This window comes from Prevotella sp. P6B1, assembly GCF_000702825.1.
Lineage (GTDB): Bacteria > Bacteroidota > Bacteroidia > Bacteroidales > Bacteroidaceae > Prevotella.
In genome coordinates this window covers 34,644-54,799 of sequence record NZ_JNKF01000010.1, presented here as the reverse complement: position 1 = coordinate 54,799, position 20,156 = coordinate 34,644, and the positions used below count along the sequence as shown (strand labels likewise).

17 protein-coding genes are annotated in these 20,156 nt (G+C 46.0%); 3 read left to right on the top strand and 14 right to left on the bottom strand.

What is annotated here, in order from left to right:
- Window positions 1-38: 38 nt before the first annotated feature.
- Window positions 39-1,049, top strand: coding sequence for a phosphate acetyltransferase (gene pta / locus T495_RS0101250; RefSeq protein ID WP_033147329.1), 1,011 nt, complete (start codon window positions 39-41; stop codon window positions 1,047-1,049).
- A 32-nt stretch (window positions 1,050-1,081) separates the two neighbouring features.
- Window positions 1,082-2,275 carry an acetate kinase gene (locus tag T495_RS0101245; RefSeq protein ID WP_033147328.1) on the top strand — a complete coding sequence of 398 codons (1,194 nt, stop codon included), beginning with the start codon at window positions 1,082-1,084 and terminating at the stop codon, window positions 2,273-2,275.
- Window positions 2,276-2,349: 74 nt separating this feature from the next.
- On the opposite strand, the gene T495_RS0101240 is transcribed toward T495_RS0101245, so the two are convergent.
- From T495_RS0101240 to T495_RS0101200, 9 genes are all read right to left on the bottom strand, one after another.
- A complete protein-coding gene (locus T495_RS0101240) occupies window positions 2,350-3,084 on the bottom strand; it encodes a porin family protein (protein WP_033147327.1) in 735 nt (244 codons plus the stop codon).
- Between the two features lie 70 nt (window positions 3,085-3,154).
- On the bottom strand, window positions 3,155-4,177 hold the full coding sequence (locus T495_RS0101235) for a sugar kinase (RefSeq protein ID WP_033147326.1): 1,023 nt from the start codon (window positions 4,175-4,177) through the stop codon (window positions 3,155-3,157).
- 70 nt (window positions 4,178-4,247) lie between these two features.
- The gene (locus tag T495_RS0101230; RefSeq protein ID WP_033147325.1) at window positions 4,248-6,572 is read right to left on the bottom strand and encodes a M14 family zinc carboxypeptidase; all 2,325 of its coding nucleotides are present in this window, start codon (window positions 6,570-6,572) and stop codon (window positions 4,248-4,250) included.
- Window positions 6,569-7,714: a beta-aspartyl-peptidase gene (gene iadA / locus T495_RS0101225; RefSeq protein WP_028904072.1), complete on the bottom strand. Its 1,146-nt coding sequence runs from the start codon at window positions 7,712-7,714 to the stop codon at window positions 6,569-6,571. Before iadA ends, T495_RS0101230 begins: the two co-directional genes overlap by 4 nt.
- A gap of 4 nt (window positions 7,715-7,718) precedes the next feature.
- Entirely contained in the window at window positions 7,719-9,089 is a 1,371-nt protein-coding gene (dcuC, locus tag T495_RS0101220) for a C4-dicarboxylate transporter DcuC (RefSeq protein WP_028904071.1), read from the bottom strand.
- An 11-nt stretch (window positions 9,090-9,100) separates the two neighbouring features.
- Window positions 9,101-10,903, bottom strand: coding sequence for a RagB/SusD family nutrient uptake outer membrane protein (locus tag T495_RS0101215; protein ID WP_033147324.1), 1,803 nt, complete (start codon window positions 10,901-10,903; stop codon window positions 9,101-9,103).
- A gap of 12 nt (window positions 10,904-10,915) precedes the next feature.
- Complete coding sequence (locus tag T495_RS0101210; RefSeq protein ID WP_231495030.1) at window positions 10,916-14,146, bottom strand: TonB-dependent receptor; 3,231 nt, start codon at window positions 14,144-14,146, stop codon at window positions 10,916-10,918.
- Between the two features lie 242 nt (window positions 14,147-14,388).
- Window positions 14,389-15,285 (bottom strand): FecR family protein, encoded by an 897-nt coding sequence (locus tag T495_RS0101205; RefSeq protein ID WP_033147323.1) that lies wholly within the window; start codon window positions 15,283-15,285, stop codon window positions 14,389-14,391.
- A 72-nt stretch (window positions 15,286-15,357) separates the two neighbouring features.
- Window positions 15,358-15,945 carry an RNA polymerase sigma-70 factor gene (locus tag T495_RS0101200; RefSeq protein ID WP_033147322.1) on the bottom strand — a complete coding sequence of 196 codons (588 nt, stop codon included), beginning with the start codon at window positions 15,943-15,945 and terminating at the stop codon, window positions 15,358-15,360.
- 179 nt (window positions 15,946-16,124) lie between these two features.
- Here T495_RS0101200 and T495_RS0101195 point away from each other — a divergent pair, with 179 nt between their 5' ends.
- Window positions 16,125-16,673 (top strand): hypothetical protein, encoded by a 549-nt coding sequence (locus T495_RS0101195; RefSeq protein WP_033147321.1) that lies wholly within the window; start codon window positions 16,125-16,127, stop codon window positions 16,671-16,673.
- A 10-nt stretch (window positions 16,674-16,683) separates the two neighbouring features.
- On the opposite strand, the gene T495_RS0101190 is transcribed toward T495_RS0101195, so the two are convergent.
- From T495_RS0101190 to efp, 5 genes are all read right to left on the bottom strand, one after another.
- Window positions 16,684-17,448, bottom strand: a complete 765-nt coding sequence (locus T495_RS0101190) for a UDP-2,3-diacylglucosamine diphosphatase (protein ID WP_028904066.1) — start codon at window positions 17,446-17,448, stop codon at window positions 16,684-16,686.
- Window positions 17,449-17,511: 63 nt separating this feature from the next.
- On the bottom strand, window positions 17,512-17,832 hold the full coding sequence (locus tag T495_RS0101185) for a metal-sulfur cluster assembly factor (protein ID WP_028904065.1): 321 nt from the start codon (window positions 17,830-17,832) through the stop codon (window positions 17,512-17,514).
- An 18-nt stretch (window positions 17,833-17,850) separates the two neighbouring features.
- Window positions 17,851-18,540 (bottom strand): DNA repair protein RadC, encoded by a 690-nt coding sequence (gene radC / locus T495_RS0101180; RefSeq protein WP_028904064.1) that lies wholly within the window; start codon window positions 18,538-18,540, stop codon window positions 17,851-17,853.
- Window positions 18,537-19,526, bottom strand: coding sequence for a glycosyltransferase family 2 protein (locus tag T495_RS0101175; RefSeq protein WP_033147320.1), 990 nt, complete (start codon window positions 19,524-19,526; stop codon window positions 18,537-18,539). Before T495_RS0101175 ends, radC begins: the two co-directional genes overlap by 4 nt.
- Window positions 19,526-20,092, bottom strand: coding sequence for an elongation factor P (gene efp, locus T495_RS0101170; RefSeq protein WP_028904062.1), 567 nt, complete (start codon window positions 20,090-20,092; stop codon window positions 19,526-19,528). Before efp ends, T495_RS0101175 begins: the two co-directional genes overlap by 1 nt.
- Between the last annotated feature and the right edge of the window lie 64 nt (window positions 20,093-20,156).

Sequence of the window (20,156 nt, the reverse complement as noted above, 5' to 3'; positions counted from 1 at the left end):
GGAATCATATATATAACGTTTTAAAACAAATCAAAGTTATGGATCTATTAAGTTCAATTGTAGCGCGTGCTAAGAGTAACAAGCAGCGCATCGTGCTCCCTGAAGCAGAAGAGGAGCGTACACTCTGTGCAGCCGATAAGGCTTTGGGTGATGACCTTGCAGACATTATCCTGATTGGTAACCCTGCTAAGGTAGAGGCTCTGGCTCAGGAGAAGGGCCTGAAAAACATTGGTAAGGCAACCTTGATTGACCCTGAAAACTACGACAAGAGTGAAGAACTGGCTGAGAAGTTGGCTGAGATTCGTAAGAGCAAGGGTATGACCATCGAGGAGGCTCGTAAGCTCATTAAGAATCCTCTGTATCTCGGTTGTATGATTATCAAGACCGAAGGTGCTGATGGTCAGATTTCTGGCGCACTCTCTACTACTGGCGATACACTGCGTCCTGCCCTGCAGATCATCAAGTGTGCTCCTGGCATCACTTGCGTGAGCGGTGGACTGCTGCTCATCTCTAAGCAGAAGCAGTATGGCGAGGATGGCGTGTTGGTAGTAGGCGACGTAGCTGTTACCCCAATGCCAGATGCTGCTCAGCTCTCACAGATTGCTGTCTGCACCGCTCAGACTGCTAAGAGCGTGGCTGGTTTTGCAGAGCCACGTGTGGCTATGCTCAGCTTCTCTACCAAGGGCTCAGCTAAGCACGAGGTAGTTGATAAGGTAGTTGAGGCTACCCGCCTGGCTAAGGAACTCGATCCAGCACTTAAGATCGATGGTGAACTGCAGGCCGATGCCGCTCTGGTTCCTTCAGTAGGTGCCAAGAAGGCGCCCGGCTCTGATATCGCTGGTAAGGCTAACGTTCTGGTATTCCCTAACCTCGAGGTAGGTAACATCGGTTATAAGATGGTACAGCGTCTGGGCGATGCTATCGCTATCGGTCCTATCCTGCAGGGTATCGCACGTCCTGTTAACGACCTGTCGCGTGGTTGCTCTATCGACGACATCTATTACATGATTGCTATCACTGCTTGTCAGGCAATGGACGCTAAAAAATAATTGATAATTGAGAATTGAAAATTGATAATAATATGAAAATTCTTGTATTGAATTGTGGCTCTTCATCTATCAAGTACGCCCTGTACAATATGGATGATAAGAGCGTGATGACCAGTGGTGGTGCTGAGCGTGTAGGCTTGGACAATGCCTTTGTAAAGGTAAAGCTGGCCAATGGCGAGAAGAAGCAGATTATGCACGATATCCCCGAGCATACCGAGGGTGTTAAGTTTATCTTCTCTCTGCTCACCGATCCCGAAATCGGTGTGATCAAAGATCTGAAGGAGATCGATGCTGTAGGTCATCGTATGGTGCACGGCGGCGAGAAGTTCAATAAGAGTGTGATCCTTACCGACGAGGTTCTGAAGACCTTCGAGGAGTGCTCTGATCTGGCTCCACTGCACAACCCCGCTAACCTGAAGGGTGTTAATGCTGTGAAGGAGCTGATGCCTGGTCTGCCTCAGGTAGGTGTGTTCGATACAGCCTTCCATCAGACCATGCCTGCCCAGGCTTATATGTACGCTATCCCTTACGAGTTGTACGAGAAGTACGGTGTGCGTCGCTATGGTTTCCACGGCACCTCTCACCGTTATGTGTCGGCTCGCGCTTGCGAGTTCCTGGGCATCAAGGCCGAGGGTACCAAGATGATTACCTGTCATATCGGTAATGGTGGCTCTGTAGCTGCTGTGCTCGATGGCAAGTGTATCGATACCTCTATGGGTCTCACCCCACTGGAGGGTCTTGTGATGGGTACCCGTTCAGGCGATATCGACGGTGGTGCAGTTACCTTCCTCGAGAAGAAACTCGGTCTCGATGCCGATGGCATGAGCAACCTGCTCAACAAGAAGAGTGGTGTGGCTGGTATCACTGGCGGTTCGAGCGATATGCGCGACGTAGAGAATGCTGCCAAGGCTGGTGAGCCCAAGGCTGTGCTGGCTCAGCAGATGTATTTCTACCGCATTAAGAAGTATATCGGTGCTTACGCTGCCGCTATGGGTGGCGTTGATGTCATCGTGTTCACTGCCGGTGTGGGCGAGAACCAGATCTCTATGCGTTCAGAGGTTTGCAAGGGCTTGGAGTTCTTGGGCGTGAAGTTCGACGACGAGAAGAACAACGTTCGTGGCGAAGAAGCTATCATCTCTGCCGACGACTCAAAGGTCAAGGTGGTTGTCATCCCAACCGACGAGGAGCTGATGATTGCTACCGACACCATGAATCTGCTGAAATAATTTAGCTTATAATAATATGACAATCCCCGCCAACCGGCGGGGATTGTTATTTCATAGAAACTACTTGTAATAAGTTAGAATTGATAGGCTATCGAAATACTTGCTGACATATTCTTAGGCCCGCCACCTGTAAGAATGAGTGTAGTGATATTGCTGATAGGATCCCCGATGAATCCCGATTCGCATACACGCTTCAGACTGTATGAAACTTCACCACCGATGATGATATGATTAAATGTCAGGTCGATGCCGCCAATGGCGCCTATATCCCAACGATTAAATTTCGGATAGTCCACCTTACGGCTCTCCTTATCGTAGACCATGCCGTGGAAATCGCAGGATTTGCTGAAGTGGTTCTGATTGAAGGTCTTCCCTGAATCTGTATTGGGTATGTTCATATGAGTTTTGCCCTGTAAACCATAAGCGACGTAGGCTCCTGTTTTGAACGTGAGGAAACATTGACCATCTAATCGCAGGCGGGCTGCAGCCATCACTGGCAGTTCCAGATAGTCGAGACGCGTCTTGAAATGTGCCTCCATAATCTGCTCGTTACCATAGTACCCGTCGAACTGCCACCCTTTACGTTCAAATCGCAGTTCTGGCTGTAACCTGAATACGCCGTTTTTCGACAAGCCGATATCTGCTCCGCCTCCGACGTGGAATCCGGTACGCTCATCGATGTCAGATACACCGCCAAACAAACATGCTATGCCGCCACCTATGCGGGCCTGCCAGTTTACATCCTGTCCTTTTGCAGCACTGGCCGTTGCAACCATCATTATAATCAGAAATGCCTTCAGTTTTTTCATTTTACTGCATTTTTAATAACTTCTTTACCCATTAAACGATAAAGAAGTCCAAATACTGCATGAAGAAATGTTAAATATTCACATCAAGAATTTCTTCTTCGGTCGAGAGGTTGAAGTCGCCTGGGATAGTGTTCTTGAGGGTGGCGGCAGCCAAAGAGTAGTTCAGCTGCCTCTGCATGTCATCAGGGAAAAGACTGATAGCGTGCAACCATCCACCCATAAAGGCATCGCCCACGCCTACAGGTTCTACAACATCAGGAATATCCATGATTGGTGCTTGTAGTAGTGTACCGTCAGTATAAAGCAGAGCAGTGAGGGTGTGATGGTTAGAACTGACGATATTGCGCATGCCCATCATCCAATGCTTCACTCTAGGATAGGTGGTGTGCAGTTCGTCGAACCACTCACCATACTCCTTCATCTGCATGGTGAAGTTGGAATCGGTAGCTGTGAATGGTGGTTGTGGATGTTGAGATAGCCACTCGAACTCGATGGCATCGCCAAACATCATATCGCAACGCGATAGCATACGGCTTAATGTCTTACGAGGTTCAGCTCCTTCGTACTTCCACAGATTCTTGCGATAGTTGATGTCGAAGCATATAGTAATCCCCAACTCATCGGCCACGTCGAGTGCCTCGAAGGTGGCATCAGCAGCCTGTTGCGAGATGGCAGCCGTGATACCCGATACATGGAAGTAGTTGCAGTCCTTCAGTATCTCACGCCAGGGAATCATGCCGGGCTTCAGATCAGAATAAGCCGATCCATTACGGTCATAGATGACCTTGGCTGCACGCATACCGGCTGCTGGCTCAAAGTAATAAGTGCCAATACGCTGTCCGCCATAGAGAACCTGACTGGTATCAACACCTAACTGAGCCAGATTCATGGCCCCTGCGTGTCCTACTGGCGTGTCAGGCAGTCGTGTGATATAAGTCACATCCTCGCCCTGTGTGGCTAATGATACTGCCACGTTAGCCTCACTTCCACCATACTTGCTGGTAAACAAATCACCCTGAGTCAATCGTAGTTGCCCTGGTTTCGAAAACCTGAGCAACAGCTCGCCGAAAGTTACAATCTTCTTCCTTTTCATGTTAGTCTATCCTTTATGCCGCTGCAAAGATACATATTTTAATTCAAATAGACATCATGTTACTTTAATTTTATTTGAACATTCTGAAGATGGGAACCGTATGATGTGTTGTGTCGACAGGAATAACACCGAAGTTTACAAATCCATTATTGGATTCGGGTTCTAATATTGTTACCAGTAGATTGCCCTGAACTTGATGGGTAGGTATCATATAGGTTGATGCTGGGAACTTCTTCCTGAATGTCTTGGTTTGTGTCCTTATTGTGACGGGGTTGATTCTTTCCCATTTCTTCTGTGCTATAGAGTAGGATTGAACCTCATACGCTTCCACATTGAAGGTCTGTGCTTTTCCCAACGTCGTCACTTGGACTCCTAATTGTCTCAGCTTCTCAACAACCTTCACGCATGATGCGTCAAGCAAGTATGCAAAAGGGCGCTTACGGCTTCTGACAGTTTTCATATTCATTGCGTCCAAAACGGGCAGTTGAATTTCAACCTGTTCCCCTTCTTGCTCATCCCAAAAACTAAATTGCTGGGTAGTGGTGACAGGGTGCATAACGATGTGAATATCTTCCAGACCTTGACAGGTCATATCACGGGCCTTCTGAACAGCATCTCTTACTTCATTTACATGCGAAGTAAGGAAACTCAGAAATTCCTTTGCCATAGTGAAACCGCAATCTACCCGTTTGTCAAATAACGTTTTTCCCATACCTATACCTTTTATCTCAATAAAGCAGGATACCGCATTACTCAATCCGTTCCATGTGGAACTCGATTGTGGACTTTTGGCATTTTGTATGGCAAATAGCTGGCCATCAATAACTTTTGGTGTGAAATACGGACCACAGGTATAGCCCATCTTTTCGGCTGTTGCACTTAATGACAGGAAGAGCTGCTGATTCGTGAATGTTCGCAATGGTGAGGGGATGTTCAGATGCCCGCTGGGCAATAATAGTACATCCTGCATCAGACTCATCGGATGTCCATTTATTTGCAATAGCTCATGTTTTATGGGATTGTATTCGTGGATATCCAGGGCTGCATCAGGATGCCACGACAGGTATTTGCTTTTCAACAAGATGGAAACTGGATCAGCAAGTTTTGTCATGTCACGATTTAAGTCGTAACCACTGCCAGACACCCTTTTCTGCAGTATATAACCGTCAGGGTTTGCAACCGGTACCATACAGATACTCATATGCTCTAATATCTGTTTTCCTTCATCAGTGCTTAGCAGGTGCTTAGTTAGGAATGCCACGACTTCTGGTCCTGCAGGCTCATTACCATGCAAACCGGCCTGAATCCATACCTTTAGTGACTTCTCGTGCTTATTTCCTAAGTATAATACAGGAATATCATTGCCAGCCGGTGTCTTCCCCAAGATCTCTATCTGTATTTTATGAGGATATGTATCTATTAAGTCAGAATAGAACTGTTTTAGTTGAGACATTGTAGCAAATTCAGGGGACTTGTTTGTCTGTGAAGGTGTTTGATATGCTACAGATGACGGTTCTAAGAGCAATGGTATGGCTGCCATCCCCATCTCAACCGAATTATGAGCTACATCAGGTACTACTACTTTTCTCCATCGTAACGGAATCTGTTTCTGGTGACTTACTGTCTGTAGATACTTAAAAAACTGATGTCCACGTTCTAACCTGTTGCGTCCTTGCGCTTCTGCTTCAGGTGTCTTACGTAGGAAACTCTCACGAAGTGTATCACCAGTAGCAAGCTGCACGATAATATCCTTGCCAAAATAACGCCGTACTTGTTCGGATGTAACCTGTGGCACATTCTTTATGCCGTAAGGATAATTTTGTGTAAAATCAGGGAAAGTGTACCATCCGGGACTACCGATAACAGCTCTGTCAACATACGGACTATTATGGAAGAGCATAAAGCGCTGTACGAACTGTCCACCACCTGAGTGACCATAAATGCGATAGGTCTTCTGTGCAGTAGAAGTGTGTTGCTGAACATACTCAAACATCTTGTCAATCAATGGAGGCGTTGTGGCCTCCTGACTTTTAAGATGAAGATGTTGTTTATCCATGATGCCAGCCTCCTGATAGTCGCTATTGGGATATTTGTCCTGATCAAACTGTGGTATAAATACCATAAATTTTCGAGCTTCAGCCTCTTTCTTCCAGGCTTCAATCAGATATTTGTAACCTCTGTCCGCCCCTTGGAACACAAAGATAATGGGCATATCACGCTGATTGCCTGAAAGAGGGATATAATAGTGTACATCCACAGGTCTGTCAGCAAATGGTGCATAACCATCAAACTTAAACACGCCCTCACCACTTGAAAGCAACTCTTTACTAAAAGAGGCATTTGCAGGCAGGAATAACAAGACTAATAATAGTAAGTAATTGTATTTGAGTTTCATTCGTAACGTCCTTTCTTGATTATTTCGCAATTTCTCATCATCAACTCGCCTCTTGATATCACATCCGTCAGCCTTAGCTCATCATCAAGAAAACAGATATCAGCATCATATCCGTCTTCAAGTCTGCCTTTTCCTGACAGATTCATATGAGTGGCAGGATTACTGGTTATCAGCGTGATAGCTTGTTCAAGTGGCATGTCGCATTCCTGATTCAGGATTGACACCTCGCTCAGATTCAGTCCTAAGGGAGCTGGTCGATAAGTGACTTCACCTGTTTCTGGGTTCACTCTGCGCACGCCACCATGACCATCGCTTGAGAAGCTGATATGATGAAGAGGTACTCCCAACTGCCTGGCGTCTAATACGCATGCATGTGGACTCTTAAAGCGTGTGCCCCCTGTAGAGTAGTCTACGAAACCGCCCATCTTGGCAAATTCAACAGACTGTTGAAACAGCTCCTCAGTTCTTATCATATGGGTCGGCGATATATATCTGATGAGTGTGGGATAGCTCTTGGCGATATGCAGCAAGGGGCTGATGCCACTTGGCAGATTGCCTAAATGAATATGCAGGAATCCTCCTTTTCCCGATGTAAACCCGCCTAGACGTACCTGATTGATAAGACGTAGGATCTCCAATTCAGTAGGAAAGCTACTCCTGTCATCGCTCATCGCCAACTTGCAACCGATAACTTTATCTATATATATCAGATCTTCAGCAACGCTATTGGTTAAGGTCCGCTCAGGGAGACCATAAAAACTGGTCAGCATATAGGCAGAAAGTCCCTCTTGGCATAATGCTTTCGTCTTTGCATAAAGGGAGTTCAAATCTTTCAAATATCCATCAGTGCCCAGCAAACCAACAACCGTTGTGATGCCACAACTTACCAGTTCGCTGACTGTTACCTCCGGCACAAGTGACGCATATCCTTGTTGTCCTCCGCCACCGATTATATGTACATGACGATCAATAAATCCAGGTGTGGCAATTTTACCTTCGGCATCAATCACCTCAACAGGTAACGCTGCAATATCGATATGTTCCTGGATGAGTCCAATCTTCTCGCCCGCAATAAAAATATCGCACAGGCCTCTATACTGTGGTGCATATACGCGGGCATTCTTTATTATTTTGAAGTTCATTATACTATGTTATGATAAAGTGGAACACTAATAGACTGGTAATACTGATAATTAATGGCATGGTATTACGTTTAGCCAGTTCCAAGGGAGAAGCGCCGACCACACCGGCAATGGCTACGATAATACCTGCTATGGGCGATGCGGCGCGTCCCATGCTCGAAGCCAACTGCATAGGCAGAACCAACGAAATGGCAGGCATTCCTAATCGTTGGGCCATTTCTGGTAGCAATGGACCGAAAGAAAAAAAAGCTGCGTTTCCACTGCCCATAAGCATGGCTGCAGAGAAAATGACGATTGTAAACAAGATTGCAATCAACACCCCTGTCAATCCTATTTGCGTAGAATAGGTAATCAGACTATCAACAAAGCCCATCTGAATCAAGCCTTTAGAGAAAATCTCTGATGCGACTATTAATGTTACAACGCTTCCGAATACGTTCCCCATTCCTTTCCAGAAAGCAGAGAAAGCCTCAAATGCCTTTCTGGCACTTCGCTTTTGGATAGCCACAACGAACAGAACCACCAATAATGAGAAGAACATGGCTATTGTTGTGTTCATACGGATATGCTCTACCAGTCCCACATAAGGAGAGAGCAGTACCAGTAATACCAATGGCATGACAGGGAATAGGGCGAAATAAGCAGGCACCTGTTCTTGTATTTCCGGCACAGCTGTTGAGTATGTCTCTGATGTATGAGCTTGTTGGTCTTTCTTATCAAAATAACGATTGAAGAAGTAGAATGTGATCATGACGATACAGCTGGTTGGTAATACCAATGGCAGTTGATGGGTGATGAAATACTCTACATTGTTCTCACTTACCAGTTCAGAAGCTAAAGCAGTGTTTGCTGAACCAGGGCCTTGATCGAAAATCGTTGTGGCTGCAATCATGGATAGCGCCGTCAGTCTGCTTACACCCAGACTGTTCAGAATAGGATAGACAGATGCAACCAACAATAACCCCAGACCTGTAGCCGAGGGTGTAGTGATAAACAATAGCTGTCCAATAGGGATTGTCAGCACGGCAGCCAGCATCGGACACTTGCGGAAGAAAGCCAAAGGTTTCATGGATATCCTGACAAGGGTATGTGTAGCGTTGATATGGTTCATAAAAGCCACATAGCCACCTATCGTCATAATCATGAGTCCTGCACGGCTGATGTTTGATAAGAAGGTTTCTTCTATCAATTTAATGAAATTGAAGATTGCGCTACCTGTTGAGGTCTTGAGCTCGAGTTCGTGACCTCCAAATGCCAGTGCTATGATACACATGCCAATGCCTGCTGCCAGCAGTATGCCCTGCGGATTGATTTTCCGAATCAGGGCTACTGCTGTCAAGCAAACAAAAAGAAGGGAAATAAGGAACAATAACATAACGGAAACACTTAATTCTTATATCCCGGATTATTCTCCAATACTCTTCCTGTATTCGACTCGATGAATTCGTGTGGTATGGGGAAGAGAACAGGTGTCTCATAGTCGTTCATGCCTCGGGCGTCACGACCGGCAATCTCGTTCAGCAATCGTGTGCGACGTTTGAAATAGTTATTAACGTCTCGTTCATCCTTGCCATCTTCCTGACTGACACGGATCAGTGTCTCACGTCGCTCTTCTTCTGAGAATAACTCGCGCGCACGTTCGTCAAGAATCAGATCCATGCCATCTGCTACAAGATCATTCTCAGTAATGCTGACAGCATTGGAACGATTGCGTACTTTATTGATCCATTTTACAGCATCGCTATTCTTGCCTTGTTTGTAAAGAGCCTCTGCATAAAGCAGATAGGTATCGGCAACACGCAGATAAGAAATGTCCTGATAACAGCCGTCCTTGTCGCCATTGGCTTTTACTGGTGGAATGTAATCCCACTTCTTAATAGAAGGCCAGTTCCACTTCTTAATGGTGGTCTTCGTGTCATCAAGCATGGCTGCAGTAACAGTTGTGTCGATAACCGCCTTGCCGTTATTCAGGAACTCTACGGTGTTGCCACTCTCGTTGATCTCATAAATTCGCCATACCATGGCATGGTCAGAAATTCTATCGTCCTTATCTCCTTGTTCCTTGTAATTGTAAAGTCGGAGCAGACCTCTTGAAATGGCCAGTCTGCTAGCACCTTTTCCACCATTTGCCAACCAGAATGCCTGAGGCCAAGTGCACTGGCCACTAGTGTAGTCTGGATTCTTCAGATTACTCTTCTTAATGGTGCCATCGTTGGCATAATAGCCTTTATACGTACTCTTCATATAGACCTCGGCAGTCCCCGATGCACTGTTCTCGGGTTCGGTATTTACAAAGGCGAGAATCACCTCTGTGTTACCATCGCTGTACATTGGCGTTCTGAACACATCAATGAAGGGGCATCCCTCGTTCTTGGCATTGTTGCCGAATCGTGTTGTGATGAGCGAATACTCTGTGCCTTCAACCAAGGGTTTCATTACAGACTCTGCATCGGCATATTTTCCTTCTGCCAGATATAACTCGCCGAGGTAATGACGTGCCATGGCTCCCGAAACGGTACTGTTATTGGCGGTGCGTAATGGCAAATGCTCTATGGCAAACTTCAGATCTTCTTCCATCACTTGACGGATTTCACTGACAGAATTGCGCTCCCAATCCGTTCGGTAGTTCAGACCGGTAATCTCTTCAGTCGACAATGGTACACCGCCATAGGTCAGGGTCAGATGCCTATACGCCCAGGCTCTGAATAGCTTTGCTTCAGCTATTACCTCATTTTTCTTTCGCAGATTCTCGGCTTCTGATGACCCTTTCCAATTCACACCTTCGTTCTCAGAACGAGTAATAACCATATTGGCAGTATTGATGATACGATAACACCATTGGAATACATTTCTGAAAACCTGCTTATCGGTCTGGTCAATTAACTTGGGGTTATACATATACTGCACTTCCGAATGCGAGTTGTTACCCCAGGCTACGTCAGTACCGCCATCCCATACAGAGTGAAGAACCAAGGGGATACTGCCTCCCAAGGCGTCTGCTCGACGATACTCTGCTCTTGCAATACCGTAGAGTGAGATGTTCATAGATTTGAAGCCATCATAATCTACCAACAGATTCTCTGGATATAATGATGCTCTGGGCTCTTCTTTTAAGAATTCATCCTCGTTACAACCACATAAAACGCCCAGAAAAACGAGGATAACAATATAAAATCTATACTTGTTCATAATTAAAATGCATTAAATGTCCAACTTTAAACCAAATGTAAACGAACGAACAGGAGGATTTGCCAATTGGTCGCTGATAAACTCAGGATCCATACCCGTCCAGGTTGTCCATGTGAAGAGATTCTTGATGTTTACATATGCCTCAACTCTGCTGATAAAGATATTCTTCAGCAAACTCTGTGGCAGACGGTAGCCAAAGGTCAGATCAGCAAGTCTCAGATAGTCCGTCTTCTCATAGAATAATGAATTCATAGGGTTCACCGATGTGTCAAGAGAGTTCTTTGGATAGTCGTTTGTAGGATTGTCCGGCGTCCAAAAGTTTACCATCAATCGGTTCTGTCGGTATGACATCGTTGAACAATCGTATAGTTCATTGTTAGCGGTCTGTCCAACCTGGGCTGTCAGGAAGAAACTCAGATAGAAGTCCTTATATGACAGATTATTCATCAGGCCCATATTGATTGTAGGCTCTGTGCTGCCAATGATCTTACGATCCTCAGTATTGATAACTCCATCACCATTCAGGTCTTCGTATTTCATGTAGCCAGGGATAGAGAACGGATTACGACTATCCTGTGCACCTTCGGGGTTGTTGGGGTCCTCAATCTGCCATACACCGATAAAATTATAGTCATAGTTCACGTTGATAGGCTGTCCGATGAACTTACGTGAAGCCACATCGTCAATGGCATTTCCATTCTCGTCGAACAGACCAACATTTACAATTTCATTATGATAGTGCGACAGGTTCAGGGTTGTCGACCATGAGAAATCCTTGGTGGTGATATTATTCGATGTAATCTGCCACTCCCATCCATTACCTTTGGTCTTACCGCGGTTTTCGGTAATAGAGCCTGTACCATTAATCGTTGGAATAGAACGATCTAAGAGCAGATCATTGGTCTTTGACCAATACATGTCGAAGGTTGTGCGGATTCTTCCATTCCACAGTGCTAAATCAATACCAGTGTTAATTGAGGTCGTTGTCTCCCAGCCAAGGTTGGGCGAGGCCAGTTTTGAAGGGTAGAAGCCATAGGCGGCAGAGTGGTCATCGTTCAGATAGTTGAAGGTGGACAGGTTGGGCAGAGTCGCATAGGCGCCAATAGCCTCATTACCATTCTTACCCCACGACAGTCTGTATTTCAAGTTGCTGATGATTTGACCAATGGGCTTGTCTTTGATAAACTTCTCGTTAGAGATGTTCCAGCCGATAGCCAAAGATGGGAAAATACCGAATTTCGTTTCTGAACCGAATGCAGAATAGCCATCACGACGGGCAGTGAGGGTCAGCAGGTAACGTTCATCGTATGAATAGTTGATACGTCCCATTTGTGAGATATGGTTCTCTTTGGAGTAGCTCGAGGCGCCCGATGCCGTTGCTGCCTTACTCATCTGATAGTAATACATCACGTCATTAGGGAATCCTTTTCCTTCCATTGTATTCTGTTCGTACTCATGGCTCTGTGCAGAGTAGAGACCTGTCACAAACAGACGATGTTTGCCAAACTCGCGGTTATAGGTAATAATGTTCTCTATGAGCCAATCTTCGGTGTGCCAGTCGTCGGTATTAAGCGTTCCGTTAGTACGGGCTCCATAATAGGTGTCTAAGCCTTGATACTGCTTCCACGAGCTATTAGCATAAGTGAAGCCAGTGTTCAATTTATAGCTCAGTCCCTTGATAAATGGAATACTGATATCAATGGCGTTGTTTGTAATCACTTTTACTCTGACGTCTTTGGTTTTGTTATTCAGACTGCTTAGTGGGTTAACGGCAAATGCCTCGCTCGAGTCTTCCCATGATGCATTAGGGATAGTGCCATCCTCATTGTATGCCTTGGTGATTGGTGGCATTCTGAAAGCGCGCCAGAAAGAGGCGCTACTACCACTACGATCATAACGGCCTAATTGGGTGGAGGTTGAAAACTCCAACCAAGATGTGAACTGTTGGTCAAGATTGAAACGGATATTATATCGCTGGAACTCATTTCCAACACCTGTACCTTTGTTGTTTACATAGTTCAGTGAGATGAAATAGCTGGTCTTGGCAGCACCACCGCGAAGCGACAGGTTGTGTTGTTGCTTGACACCTGTGCGGGTTACGAGGTCGAGCCAATCGGTTGACTCACCAGCCTCGTGCATTGCTAACTCAGTAGCAGTGAAAGCACCCATCCAAGGTGTAGGATTATCGGCTGTAGGAGTTGTGGTGTTTGCCAGTCGCAGTGCCTCTTCCTTATATTTCCAGAACTCGTTGCCATCCATCAGGTTGGGCAGATTGATGGGCTTGTCTAATACCAGATAAGTATTATATGAGACAACCAATCGACTTGCATCACCACGTTTTGATGTAACCAGAATCACACCATTAGCACCACGGGCACCATAGATGGCAGCGGAAGATGCGTCCTTAAGAACTTCTATCGACTCGATGTCATTGGGGTTGATTTCCGACCACGGACCATCAAAAGGCACACCATCGAGAATAATCAGTGGTTTACTGTCAGCCGATATGGATTTGGTTCCACGGATACGGGTGGTAGTCGAAGAGCCCTCAGCGTTATTTCCTGTCAACGTGATATTCAATCCAGGCACCATGCCTTGTAATGACTGGATGATATTGGGTTGTGGACGCCCCTCCAGACTCTTGGCATTGATGGAAGCAACAGAACCTGTCAGGTCCGACTTCTTCTGAACACCGTATCCTACAACCACAACTTCATCCATCAGTTTAGAATCTTCCTGAAGTGTTATCTTTAAGTCGGAGTTGGCTTTCAGTTCTTGTGTCTTGTAGCCGATGTACGTGATACGCAACATTGCGCCTTCGGTAACCTTCATGTTAAACGCACCATCCATATCACTCAGTGTACCATTGTTGGTTCCTAACTCCATGATGGTAGCACCAATAATGGGTTCGCCCAATGCATCTTTAATGAGACCAGAAACCTGATAGTTTCCTGGGACTTTTTGTTGGTTGTTTGACTTGGCCTTTTTCTTAATAATAATATTCTTACCTTGAATTTCGTAAGTGACCGACTGACCGTTCAAGATCTGACCAACTGCCTGTTTCAGATCCTTGGCATCTACATTGACTCTCTTTTCTGTATCAATATCGTTTTTCTCGTATACAAAAGAATAATCACTCTTCTGTTTCAGTTCTGTCATGGCTTTTTTCACCGTGACGTTGTTCAACTTCAATTGCAATGCCTGTGCCATGCTACTAAGAGTAACTGACAATAGGAATGCCATTGACAATAGTTTTTTGTTGTTCATTACTAATTGTTAATTTAATGATTTAAAATTGTTTTTAGTTGCATATCTGAAGAAAAACGCTTATCTTTGCAATCTCCTTCAGACTCTCTACGGGGTTTAGGGAGGTTTTCAGGCAGAGAGACCTCGCACGTCTTTCTGCTTTTTTATACCTCACCATTTGTTTTAACTGTTCTGATTCTGATCATTGGCAATTCTTTTTTGGGGGTTAATAATGTGAGTTAATATAATGTTATTTTTTTGTTTTTTAGTTCATATCTGATTTTACCTGTGGCAGCCAGAGCATCAAGCACTTCGCGCAGACTCTGTTCCTGACGTACGAACGTACCATAGAAATGCAGGTTGTACAAGGCTGTATTCTTGACTATGATCTGTACGTTGTAACAGCGCTCCAGATCTTTGATGATATCACGTAAAGGTTCGCCATCAAAGATCAGTTGGCCATTAGTCCACTGGATAGCATTGGCCACTTCATAGGTGCCAATTTTGATTTTTCCCGTCTGTTTGTTAACGACGGCACGCTGACCTGGTTTCAGTAGCTCGTCTGGCGAGGTATGCTTCATACTATTCATGGCTACGCTTCCTTCGGCCAATGAAATGGTCGCCTCAGCATCGGTCGGATAATCGCGGAAATTGAACTTGGTACCAAGTACTTTTACCCGCACATTCTCCGACTCGACACTGAAAGGCAACCGTTCATTGTGGGCTACTTCGAAGTAGCCCTCACCTTCTAACTTAATTAACCTAATAGAATACCCAAAAGCCTGGGAGTATGAAATCCTTGAACCGGCGTTGAGCCAAACCTTTGTGCCATCGGGCAGCGTCATCTCGGAGCGGGAGCCCTGAGGGGCTTCAACAACGATATCGCCGAGAGCTGCCTCTAACTGGCTCTGTCCACCTTTGTATGAGAAGAAACCTACGATTATCACAGCCACTATTGCGGCAGCATATTTCAGCCAGCTCAGATGGCGAACAGAAGTCTCTGGCTGCGGTTGACTGCTGACAATGCGCTGTCTGAAAGCGGCAAAAGCTGCATCTTTGTCGTACTTAGCCAGTGCTTCCTTACTAACTGACGAGAACCAAAGTTCCTCTTCGATATGTTTCTTCTTGTCTATCATTTTGTCTGCTTGTTATATATTTGACGAAAAAAAAAGTTCTGAGGGTAGTCAGAACTTGATTTTTTAAAAAAATTATTTCATTTGTTCCAACAGTAGCAGAATTGCTCCCGCCAGATATTTGCCTAATTCGGCGTGAAGTAGAGCTAAGGCATGCTTGATATGATACTTCACGGTATTCACGGAAATCTTCAGTTCATGTGCAATCTCCTCGTATTTCTTTTCCTCAAAGCGGCTCATGCGGAATACATGCTGACATTCTTCTGGCAGGTTGTCAATCGCCTTCATGATTTCATCTTCCAGCTCCTGTTCCAATAAGCGGCCTAACGGGTAGTCATCATCTTTTATATAGAGGAGTACTGGGAAATCCTGTAATTCTGCCAACTCTTTCTGATGATACTGCGATTTCAGATAATCCGTACAACGGTTCTTTACACTTTGCATCAGATATTGACGCAGACTGGTGTTAATTTCCAATGTCTCTCTGACTTCCCACAGATGAAATATCACATCCCCCACAATGGTTTCTGCCAGGAAATCATCTTTTACATATTGAGCGGCTGCATGACACAGAATCTGATAGTGCTGGTCATACAGAAATTTGTATGCCCTTTCGTTACCAGCCTTCAATTGTTCTACAATCAGCGCCTCTGTCTGTTCCATCGGTAGTTATTTGGTTTTAATCATGTTAGTCTATCCTTTATGCCGCTGCAAAGATACATATTTTAATTCAAAAAGACTTAATGTTACATTATTTTTTATATCTGTAAGATAATATAAGATTTTATTTTGGAAAGATTTACAGGAAAGTGCTAATTTTGTACCCGTATTGAAAAGACTAAATGATGAAACTGTATCTGGTTGTATGGCTCATGCTGTGGTGCTCTGAAGTGTTCGCTCAGCGTAGACTGGTAGTTGCCAGTCTGGAGTCGAAGGTGCCGCAACGTGATATCAAGGTGCGTATTGACAATGGCGATGAGATTGTGACTCCGTGGAACGGCGAATTCGAGGTGCCCGACACCTTCAGGCGTATCGCCTTCAGTCATCCTAAGTTCCAGCACCGCTATGTGCTGCATGATGAGGTGAAGAGTGATACTATTTTCTTGATTCCAACCTTTCATGCTGTCGATGAAGTAGTTGTGTATGGAACAGACCGCAGCAAACAGATGATGGCTAACATCATGCGACCTGCCACACCTAAGGAACCGGAGCTGCCACAGTTCGTGCCACCAGGCCCCGATGTCATTGCCCTTTTGATGTGGACGTGGGAGCATACATTCGGTCCCAAAGTAGAGGCGCGACATCGCCGTAAACAAGCCTTGAAGGTAGTGCGCCAGAAAGAGCAGGAATACGAACGAAAATGGGATGCCCTGAAGGCACCCCAGAAGTGATAAAGTTATTTTATGGTCGGCTCTCGCCTTCGATGTATTGCGAGAGCAACAGGTGCTCGCCATCGAACATCACATAGGAGAACTGACTAATCCAGTCGCCTAAGATAATCATGCGGGCTTTCTTGGTGAGCTGTAGGTCTACCTCGATGTGGCGATGACCGTAGATGAAATAATCTACGTTAGAGTGGTACTGGATGTACTTTTTTGTAAACAGTACCAAATGCTCGCGGTTCTCACCCATATAGGCCGGCTCTTCGCCATTAGGACGCTTCATACGACTGTGCTTGGCCCAGTTCAAACCGAACCACATGCCCCAACGGGGATGTAGTGCCGAGAAGGCCCACTGACAAACCTTGTTATGGAATACACTCTTGATGAACTTGAACTTCTTATCAGGATCGCCCAGTCCGTCGCCATGGGCCAGGAAGAACATCTTTCCGTAGATCTCGGTGGTCTCGGGCTTCTTGTGGAGGATGACGCCGCACTCCTTTTCCAGATACTCATAGGCCCAGATGTCGTGGTTGCCGGTAAAGAAATGCACCTCGACGCCCATGTCGGTGAGTTCTGATAGCTTGCCTAAAAAGCGGGTGTAGCCCTTGGGAACAACGTATTTATATTCGTACCAGAAGTCGAACATGTCGCCCAATAGATAGATGGCTGCAGCCTTATCCTTGATAGAGTCGAGGAAACGTACCAGGCGACGCTCCTGCATTCTGCCATGAGGGATGGCCAGCGATCCCAGATGGGCATCGGAAAGAAAATAGATATTCTTCATAATTGATAATTCTTTTAGCCGGCTGACGCCTTTGCAAAAGCGGCAAAGCCGAGCGGACAGTAATTAGTCGAAACCAAGTTCGACTCTCGCTTCTTCGCTCATCATCGATTGATCCCAAGCGGGCTCGAACACGAGGTTGACAGTGCTGCCTTTTACACCTTCTACACTCTCTACCTTGGTACGTACATCCTCAAGGATGAAGTCGGCTGCAGGGCAGTTGGGGGCTGTAAAGGTCATGTCCAATTCTACTGTAGAATCGTCCTGTACATCAATCTTGTAGATCATTCCCAGGTCGTAGATGTTGACGGGAATCTCAGGGTCATAGACGGTCTTCAGTACATCCACAATCCGTTCTTCTATCTGTGTTCTTTCTTCTTGTGTCATAGTTGTATATCTATTTTGTTAGCATTTCCCTTCTTCGTGATAGCTGTAGTAGTTGCCGTCGGTAACGATGACGTGGTCCAGAAAATGGATGTTCATCAGTTTGCAGGCATTCATGATGCTTTGGGTGAGCTCGTTGTCCTCTTTGCTGGGTACAATCCTGCCTGATGGGTGATTGTGGCATACTACCAGCTGTGTGGCGTTGCAGAGTACAGCCTCGCGGATGATGAGGCGGATGTCTACTATGGTAGCGGTGATGCCGCCACGGGCAATACACAGCTTCTTGATTAGTCGATAGCTCTGATTCATCAATAGTACCCAGAACTCCTCTACATCCAGATCCTGCATCACAGGGCGCATGTGGTTGTAGATGCGGGTGGCGGTGCCTAAGTCGGGGCGTTCTTCGGGTGTTTCCATCTGTCGGCGCTTGCCCAGTTCGCAGGCTGCCAGGATGGTGATGGCCTTGGCCTCGCCTATGCCGTTATATTGGCATAGGTCGTGTATCGACATTTTTCCTAATGTGTTGAGGTTGTTGTTGCAGTCGTTGAGCAGTCGTTTCATCAAATCGACGGCACTCTCCTTGGTTGAACCCGAACCAATCAGTATGGCCAATAGCTCTGCATTGCTCAGTGCCCCGGCACCAAGCGTAGCCATCTTTTCACGAGGACGATCCTCTTCTGCCCACTGATTAATGTTCAGTTTCTCGTTCATTTGTAGAAATTTTTCTCGAAGGCAGTAAATTCGTTTTGCTTCAATACGCAGCGTTTCCACCACGACTCGATAAAACCGAAACCATACCCCATCAGTTGTACGAATGCCGCGGGGACACTAAGCAGTCCAACCCAGAGGCTTCCGTTCTTGATACTGGAGTCGATACAGATTATCAGACAATAAAATATAATAGGTACGCACGCGAATGCCCAGAAAAGCGATATAAGCAGTAGCCCTATCACGCCCAGAGTAAATACGGCGGGTAAGAGGTGAACCAGCTTCATGGTGCCTGGATGGCGCTTTTCAAGGTTGATACGGGCAATACCGCTGTTATACACCTGACGGAAGAACTTGCGGAAGTCGGTACGGCGTTTGTGCCAAACCCACGCCTCAGGGAAAAGTCGTGGCATATAGCCTGCTTCTACGATGCGATACGAGAAGTCGATATCCTCTCCAAAGCGCATCTTCGAAAAACCTCCTAACTGGAGGTACACATCGCGACGGATGCCCATGTTGAACGAACGGGGATAGAATTTGTCGAGCTTAGCTTTTCCACCGCGGATACCGCCTGTGGTGAAAAAAGATGTCATCGAATAGCTGATGGCTTTCTGCACTGGTGTGAACGAGGGGTGTGCAGCATCAGGACCGCCGAAAGCCTTGCATGGGTTCTGCTTGAGTTCGTCTTCTACTGCCTGTAGATAACCTGTGGGCAGCACCACATCGCTGTCTAAAATGATGACATACTCACCTTTAGCACGTTCGGCACCATAGTTGCGGCTCTGACCGGGACCGCTGTTTTCCTTGGTGTAATAATGCAAATCAAGGATGTTTGCGTATTTGTCGCAAACATCCTTGCATGGTTTTACCGATCCGTCCTCTACTATCAGAACCTCGAAGTCCTTGATGGTTTGCTTGCTGAGGCTCTGTAACAGTTCGTCTACCTCGTCTGGACGATTGTAGACGGGAACGATGATCGAGTATCTCATTATTCCTTTACTCTCTGCAGGTAAGAACCGTCGCGGGTGTCAACCTGAATCAGGTCGCCCTCGTTGATGAACAGAGGAACGCGAACCTCAACACCAGTCTCCAAAGTAGCAGGCTTCAGGGTGTTGGTAGCTGTGTCGCCCTTTACACCAGGCTCTGAGTGAGTTACGCGGAGAACGGTCTTAACAGGCATCTCAGCGTACAGGATAGTACCGTCGGTAGTATCAGAAACAACCTCCACGATATCGCTCTCCTTCATGTACTCATGACCGATTACGAGCTCGTTGTCGATGGGGATCTGCTCGAAAGTCTCCTGATTCATGAAGATACGACCAGACTGGTCCTCATAGAGATACTGGTAAGGACGACGCTCGATGATAACATCCTCGAGCTTCTCACCGATGTTGAAGCGACGCTCCAGAACGCGACCGTCTGAAACATTCTTCACCTTGATAATCATGATGGTGTTACCCTTACCTGGCTTGCGGTGCTGGAAATCGATACACACCCAGATGCCACCGTCCATGCGAATGGCGGTGCCTTTTTTAATGTCTTGTGAATTAATCATAAACCTTATAAATGTTACTTTTATATCGTTTTCGGGTGCAAAGGTACTGCTTTTTTGGAAAAAA

Bases quoted from the DNA above. Each gene is read 5' to 3' on its own strand.
- pta (WP_033147329.1), top strand. From the start codon at position 39: ATGGATCTATTAAGTTCAATTGTAGCGCGTGCTAAGAGTAACAAGCAG.
- T495_RS0101245 (WP_033147328.1), top strand. From the start codon at position 1,082: ATGAAAATTCTTGTATTGAATTGTGGCTCTTCATCTATCAAGTACGCC.
- T495_RS0101240 (WP_033147327.1), bottom strand. From the start codon at position 3,084: ATGAAAAAACTGAAGGCATTTCTGATTATAATGATGGTTGCAACGGCC.
- T495_RS0101235 (WP_033147326.1), bottom strand. From the start codon at position 4,177: ATGAAAAGGAAGAAGATTGTAACTTTCGGCGAGCTGTTGCTCAGGTTT.
- T495_RS0101230 (WP_033147325.1), bottom strand. From the start codon at position 6,572: ATGAAACTCAAATACAATTACTTACTATTATTAGTCTTGTTATTCCTG.
- iadA (WP_028904072.1), bottom strand. From the start codon at position 7,714: ATGAACTTCAAAATAATAAAGAATGCCCGCGTATATGCACCACAGTAT.
- dcuC (WP_028904071.1), bottom strand. From the start codon at position 9,089: ATGTTATTGTTCCTTATTTCCCTTCTTTTTGTTTGCTTGACAGCAGTA.
- T495_RS0101215 (WP_033147324.1), bottom strand. From the start codon at position 10,903: ATGAACAAGTATAGATTTTATATTGTTATCCTCGTTTTTCTGGGCGTT.
- T495_RS0101210 (WP_231495030.1), bottom strand. From the start codon at position 14,146: ATGGCATTCCTATTGTCAGTTACTCTTAGTAGCATGGCACAGGCATTG.
- T495_RS0101205 (WP_033147323.1), bottom strand. From the start codon at position 15,285: ATGATAGACAAGAAGAAACATATCGAAGAGGAACTTTGGTTCTCGTCA.
- T495_RS0101200 (WP_033147322.1), bottom strand. From the start codon at position 15,945: ATGGAACAGACAGAGGCGCTGATTGTAGAACAATTGAAGGCTGGTAAC.
- T495_RS0101195 (WP_033147321.1), top strand. From the start codon at position 16,125: ATGATGAAACTGTATCTGGTTGTATGGCTCATGCTGTGGTGCTCTGAA.
- T495_RS0101190 (WP_028904066.1), bottom strand. From the start codon at position 17,448: ATGAAGAATATCTATTTTCTTTCCGATGCCCATCTGGGATCGCTGGCC.
- T495_RS0101185 (WP_028904065.1), bottom strand. From the start codon at position 17,832: ATGACACAAGAAGAAAGAACACAGATAGAAGAACGGATTGTGGATGTA.
- radC (WP_028904064.1), bottom strand. From the start codon at position 18,540: ATGAACGAGAAACTGAACATTAATCAGTGGGCAGAAGAGGATCGTCCT.
- T495_RS0101175 (WP_033147320.1), bottom strand. From the start codon at position 19,526: ATGAGATACTCGATCATCGTTCCCGTCTACAATCGTCCAGACGAGGTA.
- efp (WP_028904062.1), bottom strand. From the start codon at position 20,092: ATGATTAATTCACAAGACATTAAAAAAGGCACCGCCATTCGCATGGAC.